This window comes from Acinetobacter sp. 70_2 (assembly GCF_056736115.1).
Genome location: NZ_JBWZIP010000012.1, coordinates 97926 through 110669, shown reverse-complemented (window position 1 = coordinate 110669; position 12744 = coordinate 97926). Strand labels below are relative to the sequence as shown.

Here is a 12744-nt window from a genome sequence, read left to right as displayed (position 1 = left end):
TAAATAAATCAAAACATTGTTATTGCAAGGTTTTGGTTGCTGAATAATAAAGACTGCGGATTTATCACATCTGAGTCTGTATAGGTAAATAGGAAAAAAGATGTCAGATCTTTCATACGTAAACGAACATAGCGATGCATGGCAAACTTACTTGGCACAAATTGACCGTGTTGCTCCGTACTTAGACCACTTAGCTGAGTTTATCGACACTTTAAAACGTCCAAAGCGTGCGCTTATTGTTGACGTGCCAATCGTAATGGATGACGGTTCTATTCAGCACTTTGAAGGCTACCGTGTACAACACAACTTGTCTCGTGGTCCTGGTAAAGGTGGTGTACGTTACCATCCAAACGTTGATTTAAATGAAGTGATGGCGTTATCTGCATGGATGACAATTAAAACTGCTGTTTTGAACTTGCCATTTGGCGGTGCAAAAGGTGGTATCCGTGTTGACCCACGTAAACTTTCAAATCGCGAATTAGAACGTTTAACTCGCCGTTATACGACTGAAATCGGTCACATTATCGGGCCTCAAAAAGATATCCCAGCTCCAGACGTTGGTACAAATGCCAATATCATGGGTTGGATGATGGATACTTACTCTACAAGCCAAGGTTATACAGTAACTGGTGTTGTAACTGGTAAGCCAGTTCACTTAGGTGGCTCTTTAGGTCGTGTTAAAGCGACTGGTCGCGGTGTATTCGTTACAGGTCGCGAAGTAGCTGCAAAAATCAATTTACCAATTGAAGGCGCGAAAATCGCTGTTCAAGGTTTTGGTAACGTAGGTAGTGAAGCTGCTTTCTTGTTTGTTGAATCAAAAGCAAAAATCACTCACGTTCAAGATCACACTGGCACAATTTTCAATGCTGACGGTATTGATCTTGTTGCATTACGTGAACACGTAAATGCAAACCAAGGTGGTGTTGGTGGTTTCGCTGGCGCGCAAGCAATTGCTGATGAAGATTTCTGGACTGCAGATGTAGACATCATTATTCCTGCTGCGTTAGAAGGTCAAATCACAGTTGAACGTGCTGAAAAAATTAAAGCTAAGTTGATTTTAGAAGGCGCGAACGGCCCGACTTATCCTAAAGCTGAAGATATTTTAGTTGAGCGTGGCATTGTTGTGGTTCCTGACGTGGTATGTAACGCCGGCGGTGTAACTGTAAGTTACTTCGAATGGGTTCAAGACATGGCGAGCTACTTCTGGACCGAAGAAGAAATCAACGAGCGTTTAGACAAGTTGATGGTTCAAGCTATGCATGACGTTTGGAATACAGCAAACAGCAATGCTTGTACTTTACGTACAGCAGCTTACATCTTGGCATGTGAGCGTATCTTAAAAGCTCGTAAAGAACGCGGTATTTTCCCAGGCTAATCTGAGGAAATTACCTTTTAGAAAAAGTGGGCTGAGCAAATATAAAGGATGTTATAGAGTTATTTTCTCAGTCCCTTTTTCTAAATAAATTAAATAAAAGACAGTAAGACAGATTAAATAAATTAAATAGATACTGAGGTAAGCATGGAACAGCCAATTTCTGTAACTCGAAGCAACTTTAATGACTGGATGGTTCCAGTTTTTGCACCGGCAAATTTCATTCCGGTACGTGGTGAAGGTTCACGTATTTGGGATCAAGAAAATAAAGAATATATCGATTTTGCAGGCGGGATTGCAGTAAACGCATTAGGTCATGCGCATCCAGTGGCAGTAAATGCATTAACAGAACAAGCAACAAAACTTTGGCATGTAGGTAACGGTTATACCAATGAACCTGTTCTACGCCTTGCTAAACAACTCACTGAAAATACATTTGCAGATAAAGTATTCTTCTGTAACTCAGGTGCAGAAGCGAATGAAGCAGCATTAAAGCTTGCTCGTAAAGCTGGACTCGACAGCGGTGTGGCGGGTAAAAGTGGCATCGTGGCATTTAATAATGCTTTCCACGGCCGTACCTTATTTACCGTTTCAGCAGGTGGTCAACCTAAATACTCACAAGACTTTGCACCACTTCCAAACGGCATTAGCCATGTTGCTTACAATGATTTAGAAGCTGCCAAAGCAGTCATTAATGAACAAACCTGTGCAGTTATTGTTGAGCCGATCCAAGGTGAAGGCGGTGTTATTCCTGCTGACATCGAATTTTTAAAAGGTTTACGTGCACTGTGTGATGAGTTCGGTGCGTTACTTATTTTTGATGAAGTGCAAACAGGTGTAGGCCGTACAGGTTCACTTTATGCCTACATGAACTATGGTGTTACACCAGATGTACTCACTACTGCAAAAGCATTGGGCGGTGGTTTTCCAGTGGGTGCAATGTTAACAACTGATAAATTTGCGCCGCATTTTTCAGTGGGTACACACGGTACAACTTATGGTGGTAATCCGTTAGCAAGTGCGGTTGCTGGTGCTGTATTCGAGTTTATTAATACGCCAGAAGTACTTGAAGGTGTAAAACACCGTCATCAATATTTCCTTGATGCATTAAATACTTTAAATGCTGAATATCAAGTTTTTGATGAAATTCGTGCTCAAGGTTTATTGATTGGCTGTGTATTAAAAGCTGAATATGCAGGTAAAGCAAAAGACATTACAACTTGGGCAGGCGAAGAAGGACTACTCGCTTTAATCGCAGGACCAAACGTGGTTCGTTTTACTCCTTCTCTGATTATTCCTGAACAAGATATTGATGAAGGAATTGCTCGTTTAAAAAGAGCTTTGGCAAAGTTGGCTAAATAAAAAAAAGGAAAGCTAGCCATGATGATTGTCCGTCATGCCGAGTTTCGAGACCTTGAAGATATTTATAAATTAGCAGGTAAGTCAGGTGTTGGCCTGACTTCCTTGCCACAAAATATGGATACGCTTTCGGCTCGAATTTCACGTACTCGCAATACTTTAAATGGTAATGTTCATAAGAGCGAACAAGGTTATTTGTTTGTTCTTGAAGATACAGAAGCTCAACGTGTTATTGGGGTGAGTGCAATTGAAGTTGCTGTAGGTTTAATCGAACCTTGGTACAACTTTCATGTGGGAACACAAGTACACGCTTCAAAAGCATTAAATGTCTATAAAGCATTACCGACTCTATTTTTAAGTAATGACAGAACAGGAAGTAGTGAGCTCTGTACATTATTTTTAGATCCGGAACGTCGTGAGAACCAAAACGGTAAATTCTTATCAAAAATCCGTTTTATGTTTATCGCAGCATTTAAGCAATATTTTGAGAAAAAACTCATTGCTGAAATGCGAGGTTTCTCTGATGAAAATGGATGCTCGCCTTTCTGGGATGCGATTGGCCACCATTTCTTCAATATGGATTTCTCAACTGCAGACTATTTAAGTGGAATTGGCCAAAAAGTTTTTATTGCGGAACTTATGCCACGTTTTCCAGTTTATGTAGACCTTTTACCAAAGGCTGCACAAGAAGTGATTGGGAAAATGCATCCACATACTTTGCCTGCTTATCATGTGCTGGAGTCAGAAGGCTTACGTTATCAAGGATATGTCGATATTTTTGATGCGGGTCCAACCATTGAAGCCAATATTGATGAGTTGCGCGCAGTTAAAGAAAGCCAATTTTTAACAGTCAAAATTACAAATGAAACAACAGTAGGTAAAACACAATACCTTGTTGCCAATGATAATTATCACGACTATCGAGCCATGTTAATGAAGCTTGATCTCGTAGATAGCACTCTAAATTTAACCCATGAACAAGCTGAGAAACTCGGTGTACAAGAAGGCCACGCTGTTCGTGTGTTATCACTAAATCCTATGGAAGTATCCTGATGTCAAACTCTTTATTTATAAACGGTGTCTGGTTACAAGGCAGCGGTACAACATTTGTAAAAACAAATCCGGTTGATAACCAAACTGTATGGTCAGGTGGTGAAGCTACGGCCGTTGATGTTGATAAAGCTTGCCAAGCTGCACGTACAGCATTTCCTGCATGGGCACGTTTACCTCTTGCTGAGCGCGTTGCGATTGTAGAAAAGTTTGCAAAGCTGCTTGAAGAAAATAAAAAACATTTAGCAGAAGTCATTAGTCAAGAAACCAGCAAACCTTTTTGGGAAACCTTAACTGAAGTTCAATCTATGATTGGCAAAGTTGCGATTTCGATTCGTGCTTATCACCAGCGTACTGGCGAAAGCTCAACTGAAATGGCAGATGGTGTGGCATCTTTACGTCACCGTCCACATGGTGTGCTCGCAGTTTTTGGTCCATATAACTTCCCGGGCCATTTACCAAACGGACATATTGTTCCTGCATTACTTGCAGGCAACACAGTTGTATTTAAACCAAGTGAATTAACACCTTGGACTGCTGAAGAAACTGTAAAACTTTGGCAACAAGCTGGTTTGCCAAATGGTGTAATGAACTTAGTTCAAGGTGGTCGTACTACTGGCGAAGCGCTGGCTGCTTCACATGAAATCGATGGTCTATTGTTTACCGGAAGTGCAAATACGGGTTACCACTTACATAAGCAAATGGCAGGTGCGCCTGAGAAAATTCTTGCACTTGAAATGGGTGGCAATAATGCATTGATTATCGATGAAATTGAAGACATTGATGCTGTAGTTAACCTTACTATTCAATCTGCTTTTGTTTCGGCTGGTCAGCGTTGTACATGTGCGCGCCGTATCTTAGTCAAAAATGGTGCAGAAGGTGATGCATTTATTCAACGTTTTGTTGAAGTTGCTAAAAACCTGAAAGTTGGTCGCTGGAACGACGAACAACAACCATTTATGGGTGGCGTGATTTCATCGGTTGCTGCAACAAACATGATGAATGCTCAGCAAAAGTTACTTGAGCTTGGTGCAAAAAGCTTATTGCCAATGACACGTCCTCAAGAAGACAGCTCGCTACTTACTCCGGGTATTGTTGATGTAACAGGTGTGGCTGGTATTCCAGATGAAGAATATTTTGGTCCGCTTACCACCATTCAACGTTATGACAGCTTTGATGAAGCATTGAAAATTGCCAATGCAACTCGTTTTGGTTTGTCTGTTGGTTTGGTTTCTCCAAAACGTGAACTCTTTGATGACTTACTGATTGAAGCACGTGCCGGTATTGTAAACTGGAATAAGCCATTAACAGGCGCTTCAAGTGCTGCGCCATTTGGTGGTGTTGGAGCTTCGGGTAACCACCGTGCAAGCGCGTTTTATGCTGCTGACTATTGTGCTTGGCCAATGGCTTCACTTGAAAGTGAAAGCTTAAGTTTGCCAGAAAAATTATCTCCAGGGATTGTGTTGCCTTAACACTAGGGAAAGAAAAAATGAAAGGATATGAAGTAAATTTTGATGGTTTAGTGGGACCAACACATCACTATGCGGGTTTGTCTTTTGGTAATGAAGCATCAACCAAAAACCGTAATAACACCTCGAATCCAAAATTAGCAGCGAAACAAGGCTTATTAAAAATGAAAGCCTTGGCTGATATGGGAATGAAACAAGGTGTACTTGCTCCGCATGAGCGTCCACATGTTCCAATGTTACGTCGTTTAGGTTTTACTGGAGATGACATTAGTGTTGTTGCTCAAGCAATGCGTTATTCACCAGAGCTATTGTCATCTTTAAGTTCAGCTTCTCCAATGTGGACTGCAAATGCTGCAACAGTTTCACCTTCGGCTGATAGCCAAGATGAACGCGTGCATTTTACAGCAGCGAACTTGAACAATAAGTTTCACCGTTCAATTGAAGCTGAAACAACGAGCCAAGTTTTACAAGCCATCTTTAAAAATGAACGTCACTTTGTACACCATGAAGCTTTACCACAAGTGGCTTTATTTGGTGACGAAGGTGCAGCAAATCACAATCGTTTAGGTGGTGATTATGCTAAGCGCGGTGTTCAGGTTTTTGTTTATGGTCAACAACATTTAAATAATGGCTTACCGGGACCAAAACGTTATCCAGCACGTCAGACACGTGAAGCAAGTGAAGCAATTGCACGTTTACACCGTTTAGATGATGCACATACGGTTTTTGTTCAACAAAACCCAGATGTGATTGATCAGGGTGTTTTCCATAATGATGTGATCGCGGTAAGTAACCAACAGGTTTTATTCCACCATCAACATGCTTTCTTAAATCAAGATCAAGCTTTTGCTGAAATTCGTCAAAAAATGGCAAGCATTGGTGAAGATTTTATTTCGATTGAAGTACCTGAAAACCGCGTTACTGTTGATGATGCCGTAGCAACTTATTTGTTTAATAGCCAGATTTTGACTCGTCCTGATGGTGGTATGACCATTGTTGTACCAGAAGAGTCTCGCCAAAATGCTGCAGTGTGGAGCTATTTGAATGATATGATTCAAATGGGTACACCAATTGATGCAATTCAGGTGTATGACCTACGTGAAAGTATGCGTAATGGTGGTGGACCAGCATGTTTACGCTTGCGTGTAGCTTTAAACGAAACTGAATTAAATGCTGTAAATCCAAAAGTCCTCATGAATGATCAGTTGTTTGGCACACTCAATCAATGGGTAGATAAACACTATCGTGATCGTTTAGCTCAAGAAGATTTAGCAGATCCGCATTTGCTTATGGAAAGCCGTATGGCGCTTGATGAACTCACCAAAATTTTAGGTTTGGGTTCGGTTTATCCTTTCCAAAAATAATGAGGAGGTGACATGCAAGATTTTCTAGCATTAACCTTACAAGGTGAGCAACCTACAGTACGCGAGGGAAAACAAGAAAATTTTTCTTGGCGTTGGTTAGGTGAGGGACTTCTTGAATGTACGCCACATGTACAGTACGACAAAGCTGTCGTACTGTCAGCTGGGGTACATGGTAATGAAACAGCACCAATTGAATTGTTGTCTCAACTTTGCACTGATTTATTTGCTGGACGTTTAAACCTTGCTGTGAGGTTGCTGCTTGTATTGGGTAACCCGTATGCAATGCGTCAAGGTAAGCGTTATGTGCATGATGATGTAAACCGAATGTTTTGTGGTGGATATAAAAATTTACCCGTAACAGAGGAATCTAAGCGAGCTGAGGTTTTGGAACACGCAGTTGCCACTTTCTTTCAGGAAAGTGAGAGTGAGGCTAAGCGCTATCATTATGATTTGCATACCGCAATTCGGGCTTCATTATTACCAACCTTTGCTTTATTGCCTTATCAAACGCATGACTACGATGCTGATTTGATAGCAAGTCTTGATGCTGCCGATTTAGATGCTTTGGTTTATCACCGCGCTGCAGGTAAAACCTTCACACATTTTACCAGTGAGAGTTTTAAAGCTGCGAGTGCCACCTTGGAGTTGGGGAAAGCCTTGCCATTTGGACAAAATGACTTGAGCCAGTTTGCTGCAATTGATGAAGTCATGCGTCATGTGGTTTCCGAACAAGCTTTACCGACACGACATAAATCGAAAATTCGAGTGTTTCAGGTATCTGACTCTTTAATAAAAAAAGATGAAGAGTTTCACATGAATTTATCTGCTGAGGCTCCAAACTTTTCAACTTTTACTAAAGACGAAATCATTGCGATGCAACCTTCGGGTAATTATGTAGTTGAGCAAGAGCAGGTCTGGATTTTATTTCCAAACCCAAATGTGAAGATCGGTTTACGTGCAGGCTTGGTTTTAACTGAAACACGCTAAATAACTTTTAGATCAATAAAAAAGGGCAATAAATTGCCCTTTTTTATTGATAACTGATTAGTTAGTACCGAAAAGACCTTTAACGAAAGATTTCTTTTCAGTTTTTTGTGTAGAACCTTGAGCCCCTGCATTTACGTTTGCATTTGCACTAATTCCAACTGGAGCAACATTAACACCAACGTTTACACCTGTTTGAGCGTTAACTGCATGAGCTGGTTGAGCTGCATTTAATTGTGCTTGAGCATCAGCTTTAGTGCCAGCAACAAATTCTTTTTGCTCTGCTTGGTTTTGAGCTACGCGGGCTTTAACTGCATCTACACGTGCTTGAGCATCAGCTTGTTTTTCAGCAGTAAATTCTTTTTGGTCGGCTTGTTTTTCTGCAACTTTAGTTTTTACTGCATCAAGATGCGCTTTTGTATCAGCTTTAGCTTCAACTGCTAAGTTTTTAGTACCCGTTGCGGCTTTAGTCGCTAAATTTTTTGTTCCTGTTGCTGCTTCAGTAGCAAAATGTTTAGTGCCTGTTACAGCATCAGAAGAAAGTTCAGTCACTTTACCTGTTGTTTTTTTAGTTGCTTTAACTGTAGTGTCAGCCGCTACATGACCAGCATGTTTTGCAGTATGGCCTACAGTGTGAGCAGTATTTTTGACTGTATTGGCTACGCCACTAACAAGTCCACCTGGTTGTACATTAACTTGGGCAGAGGCACCTGCATTAACGCCCGCACTTTGTGCAAAAATAGAGGCAGAAGCAAGAACACTTGCAGTCACGATAGCTGTTTTCATCATTTTCATTGCGATATCCTTCAAAGAATATACCCTTTAGTGAGGTATTTCATAAACGCAATCGCATCATAGTCAAACCTTGATTCGCTTGGGAATCACCTTCATCAAAACGTTACAACAGCATTACAGTCAATAAACACATAAGGGAGAAATTGTGGAGAAAGAAAAATATTAATAATAAAGTGAAATAGATATCGATATTTTATGATTTAAAACCAGCAAAATATTTTCTCTCTTTTTGTTCTCTGAAATAAAAACAATTAAAAGCATTCAACATAACCATTTTTCTATATCTCTAAAGATGATTCTTTTTTCATTTTTTATTGGAGTTAACGGCATAGTTATTGCTTATTATGAGAATAGGGTGCTTTTTGGCGCTTTTTTGAACCATATTCTGCCAGAAATATAAACGTACAGGGCAGAACTGTATTTTTGCTTATTCGGGAAAAGGTGTTTTAGCTTTTCTCATGTTTATATATTTCAAGAAATAGAAATTTCACATGAAATATATCTAAAGAAATAGCGCCTTATTTCGAATAATCAAAAATAAATGTAGATGTCTATAAACAAAAAAACAGAGATCTTAAATGATGAAAATTATTGCTTCCCTTTTCATATTGGTCGGCTTAGTCGCCGTTGTTCTTTATTTTAAGCCAACAAGCGGTGCATCTGAGGTGTTCAATTCTGCTTTACATAAGCCGAATTCATCACAACCAGACACTTCATCTTTACTTTCTAAACTTAAGGAGCCTGCTCAACCTAAAAACGTATCTTTAAATTCAACTCAACCCAGCCCAGTATCAGCAGATACTGTTCCTTTCTATGACACAAAAAGTGATCTTTCTATTCAACCGATTGATCCAGAAAAAGATCCAGCAAATGAAATAAAAGCGAAATAAGTAAATTGTTAGTCGAAAGACTACGGAGAAAAATAATGCAAAGTAAAACGTTATTTCTATTAGGTCTATGTACGATCTTAAGTACAACTGCATCTGCTCTTCCTTTGGACTCTAAAGGTGCTAAACAGCAGTTAAATCAGGCAGCAAAACAAAAAGTATTTCAGGGTAAAATTGATTTAGATGCCTTGGTCACCAATGATTCTAATGACCTTATCGTTGAATACAATATCCCTTCGGAAAGTGTAGCTTCAGGTTTGGAGCGGCGAAGTTATATTGCTGCAAATAAAAAGAATATACAATCGAGGTTTAATCGTGGTGTAGGGGTACAAGTACTTCGGGACTACAATAATTTGCCTTTAGCTTTTTATCGAATTAGTAATAGAGAAGCTTTAGTTGATTTACTTAACGATCCGAACGTTAAGGCCGTATATCCAAACCGAATCAATCAGCCTACGACGATGGAAAGTCTGCCTTTAATTAATCAGCCTCAGGCCAATACTAAAGGTTTTAATGGAACCGGTTCTAGTGTTGCTGTGCTGGATACAGGGGTAAATTATTTACATTCGGATTTTGGCTGTACGGCGGTGAATACACCTTCAAGTACATGTCGTGTCGTTTATTCATTTGATAGTGCTCCAGATGATGGCTCACTTGACGATAATGGTCACGGTAGTAATGTTTCAGCGATTGTGTCTAAAGTTGCTACCAAAACAAAAATTATTGGAATAGACGTTTTTCGATCAGGTTCAGCCTATGATAGTGATATCATTGCGGGCATTAACTGGGCAGTAAATAACGCTAAAACATACAATATTAAAGCGATAAATTTGAGCCTTGGTGTTCCTGGTGTTAAATACAAATCTGAATGTAGTAATAGTAGTTATGGAACAGCATTTGCAAATGCGCGAGCTGCTGGAGTAGTACCAGTAGTCGCAACTGGTAACGATGCATTCCCTGATGGTATTTCTTCACCTGCTTGTGTTGCTGGAGCGGTAAGAGTAGGTGCTGTATATGACAGTAATATTGGTGGTGTGTCATGGGGGAACCCAGTGAAATGTTCTGACCCAACCACGGCAGCGGACAAAGTGGCATGCTTTAGTAACGGGGGCAGCCTTGTGACTTTATTGGCACCAGGGGCAATGATTACTGCGGGTGGCTATACTATGGGAGGTACTTCTCAGGCGACGCCACATGTGGCTGGCGCAATTGCATTATTAAGAGCAAACAGTGTTACACCAACTGAAACTATCGATCAGACCATTAATCGTTTAAGAACCACGGGTAAACCTATTACTGACTCAAGAACGGGCTTAGTTTTCCCGCGTATTGATTTACTGGCGGCAACCAATGGTTTAACTGTTAATTAAATAGCATATTTATAATTTTCTATTCGGTCCAAGAAATTTAAAATGGCTATGGCTCGTTGCAAAAGATTACTTCTGCAACGAGTTTTTTATGGAAAATTTTTAATCACATTTCTCTAAATTGGCTTTATTAAAATTGCTCTGGAGTTTTTTAAAATTATTTTGAATTGCTGGATCTTGAATATTAAACGTGGTTGAGCTTTTTGTTGTCGAGTTGGTGGCTTGACTTAATATGCCAGAAGAATCTGGATATTGCTCTGTAAATGATTGAGCTGAAATTAATCCTTTATTGTTAAAAATCCAGTGCTCAGTCACTTGGCCTCCACCTAAATAACCCGTAAATTCAATCATGCAAGCTTGTTTATCGTGTTTAATAAGTTTGGCTACATTGCCAGTGGTGGTTGGATAAGCTTCAATATTCGTATCTTGTTCTAAAACTTGTGCCTGAGAATAAGAAGAAACAGATTTGGTGGTCGCACACGCAGTTAATGCTACACAACATAGTGTTGAAAAGAGAAGTTTTTGACTATTCATAAGGCAGATTCCTAGCTCTTTGTATTTGGTGATCTTTCTTTTTAAAGTATATATTTTTTGAAAAGCGCGACATGATCGCGCTCCTCAAACCCAATTTTAATTGGTCGTCGTGCTAGATTTGCTTAACTCACCTTGTTCTATCGGTATGTTTTCACCATTTCGACTACTGGTAATATTTTGTTTGGCTTGCTCTATTTTCTGTTCAGTAAAGACTTTTGCGGTATCTGCTTTTTGTTGAACGACTTCTGCTTTTTCAGCTGTAAATTCTTTGGTGTTTTTCCATTTTTCACTAATTTTATTCGAAGTTTTTTCTGAAGCCCCTTGAATAGAGTCTCCTAAATTTTGTATGCCTTTTCCTGTTTTATATAACAGGACACGTCCTAAACTTGGGTTATCACCATAAGGTTGAGTTTTAGATGTTGCTTCACTTACTTGTTGAGGCTGTGTTGTTTCAGCAAAAAGGGTTGATGAAGCCAATATAGAGCTTGCAACGCATAACACTTGTAAGGTTTTCATTTGGACCAATCTCCCCAATTACTTTAAAAGTTGAAGTGCTGATCTTACTGTTAAAAATAAACCTTGTGCAGCCATGAGATAAAACCCATACGATTTGATTACGAGAATTCATCATTTAATAGCAATAGACTTACTATTCCCAATATTCATAAATAAAATTCAGACTTAATTAACTCTATAAATGTATCTCTTGCTTTGTGGTTGCTCACATTTTTATGCCAGAAAAAGTGATTTTGCATAAAGGCAAGATGTTCAAACTTATAACTCTGAATATGCGCTAAATTTTTATATTGTTCATAAATACTCTTAGGCACTAACGCCACGCCAGAACCCGCACTCACACACCCAATAATGGTGGCATAACTGGTAATGCTGGTGATGGGAAGTGAAATATTCTTGAGTTTAAGCCAATCTTCGAGAGCTGCACGGTAAGGGCAGCCTTCAGTCCACATAAAAATTTCTTTACCAATCAGATCTTCTTGGCAATGAATTTCACCCAAAGAGTGAGACGCAATTAGGACCATGTCTTCTTGATAAATACTGAGTTTATTTAGCATAGGAAACTCTATATTGCCCGCGACAATTGCACCATCAAGTTTGTGCTGAGAAATATCGACTAATAGCTGTTTCCATGTGCCAGTAATAATTTGAATGGAAACTTCTGGATAACGTTGATGATATTTCGCAAGTAAATTGGGTAGGCGAGTTGTGGCAGAAGATTCAATAGCTCCAATTTTTAATGGGCCAGAGGGCGGTGCATCAGGGTGAATACTTCGTTTGGCTTCGTCACAGAGTGCTAAAATTTTACGGCAATAATCGAGAAAGATTTCTCCAGATGGCGTGAGCTTTAAGCTTTTTCCTTCACGATAAAACAGCGGTGCCCCTAGTTCTTCTTCAAGTTGTTTAATACGCGTTGTGATATTGGAGGGTACACAATGTAGTTGCATTGATGCCTTAGCCATGGTGCCGCATTCAACCACGGTTTGAAACATTTTTAACTGGGCGATATCCATATTTTATCATTCACTTTTAATGAATATATGACTC

12 protein-coding genes are annotated in these 12744 nt (G+C 39.6%); 8 read left to right on the top strand and 4 right to left on the bottom strand.

The genetic code is table 11. The features are described from left to right. Positions 1 to 100: 100 nt before the first annotated feature. The 6 genes from AC1PJ9_RS04325 (at position 101) to astE (ending at position 7601) form a co-directional block, all read left to right on the top strand. Positions 101 to 1375: a Glu/Leu/Phe/Val family dehydrogenase gene (locus AC1PJ9_RS04325; RefSeq protein WP_134262440.1), complete on the top strand. Its 1275-nt coding sequence runs from the start codon at positions 101 to 103 to the stop codon at positions 1373 to 1375. A 144-nt stretch (positions 1376 to 1519) separates the two neighbouring features. Continuing rightward, positions 1520 to 2734 carry an aspartate aminotransferase family protein gene (locus tag AC1PJ9_RS04320; RefSeq protein ID WP_311086501.1) on the top strand — a complete coding sequence of 405 codons (1215 nt, stop codon included), beginning with the start codon at positions 1520 to 1522 and terminating at the stop codon, positions 2732 to 2734. A gap of 18 nt (positions 2735 to 2752) precedes the next feature. Next, positions 2753 to 3784 (top strand): arginine N-succinyltransferase, encoded by a 1032-nt coding sequence (astA, locus tag AC1PJ9_RS04315; protein ID WP_311086500.1) that lies wholly within the window; start codon positions 2753 to 2755, stop codon positions 3782 to 3784. Beyond that, positions 3784 to 5253 carry a succinylglutamate-semialdehyde dehydrogenase gene (gene astD, locus AC1PJ9_RS04310; RefSeq protein WP_311086499.1) on the top strand — a complete coding sequence of 490 codons (1470 nt, stop codon included), beginning with the start codon at positions 3784 to 3786 and terminating at the stop codon, positions 5251 to 5253. The genes astA and astD overlap by 1 nt, the downstream gene beginning before the upstream one ends. Positions 5254 to 5270: 17 nt before the next feature. After that, on the top strand, positions 5271 to 6614 hold the full coding sequence (gene astB / locus AC1PJ9_RS04305; RefSeq protein WP_263614688.1) for an N-succinylarginine dihydrolase: 1344 nt from the start codon (positions 5271 to 5273) through the stop codon (positions 6612 to 6614). A gap of 12 nt (positions 6615 to 6626) precedes the next feature. Further along, on the top strand, positions 6627 to 7601 hold the full coding sequence (gene astE / locus AC1PJ9_RS04300; RefSeq protein WP_311069770.1) for a succinylglutamate desuccinylase: 975 nt from the start codon (positions 6627 to 6629) through the stop codon (positions 7599 to 7601). Positions 7602 to 7658: 57 nt separating this feature from the next. Here astE and AC1PJ9_RS04295 read toward each other — a convergent pair whose 3' ends face one another. Further along, a complete protein-coding gene (locus tag AC1PJ9_RS04295; RefSeq protein ID WP_311069769.1) occupies positions 7659 to 8393 on the bottom strand; it encodes a hypothetical protein in 735 nt (244 codons plus the stop codon). A 581-nt stretch (positions 8394 to 8974) separates the two neighbouring features. Between AC1PJ9_RS04295 and AC1PJ9_RS04290 the strand changes: the two genes are divergently transcribed. Together AC1PJ9_RS04290 and AC1PJ9_RS04285 are read left to right on the top strand one after the other, a co-directional pair. Beyond that, positions 8975 to 9283, top strand: a complete 309-nt coding sequence (locus AC1PJ9_RS04290) for a hypothetical protein (protein ID WP_031945722.1) — start codon at positions 8975 to 8977, stop codon at positions 9281 to 9283. 35 nt (positions 9284 to 9318) lie between these two features. Beyond that, on the top strand, positions 9319 to 10650 hold the full coding sequence (locus AC1PJ9_RS04285; RefSeq protein WP_311086498.1) for a S8 family peptidase: 1332 nt from the start codon (positions 9319 to 9321) through the stop codon (positions 10648 to 10650). 99 nt (positions 10651 to 10749) lie between these two features. Here the strand turns inward: AC1PJ9_RS04285 and AC1PJ9_RS04280 are convergent, their stop codons facing one another. The 3 genes from AC1PJ9_RS04280 to AC1PJ9_RS04270 all read right to left on the bottom strand — a co-directional run bounded on the left by AC1PJ9_RS04280 (position 10750) and on the right by AC1PJ9_RS04270 (position 12710). Beyond that, positions 10750 to 11181: a hypothetical protein gene (locus AC1PJ9_RS04280; protein WP_311086497.1), complete on the bottom strand. Its 432-nt coding sequence runs from the start codon at positions 11179 to 11181 to the stop codon at positions 10750 to 10752. A 96-nt stretch (positions 11182 to 11277) separates the two neighbouring features. Beyond that, complete coding sequence (locus tag AC1PJ9_RS04275; protein WP_263614683.1) at positions 11278 to 11697, bottom strand: hypothetical protein; 420 nt, start codon at positions 11695 to 11697, stop codon at positions 11278 to 11280. Positions 11698 to 11843: 146 nt separating this feature from the next. Further along, complete coding sequence (locus AC1PJ9_RS04270) at positions 11844 to 12710, bottom strand: LysR family transcriptional regulator (RefSeq protein ID WP_311086496.1); 867 nt, start codon at positions 12708 to 12710, stop codon at positions 11844 to 11846. Between the last annotated feature and the right edge of the window lie 34 nt (positions 12711 to 12744).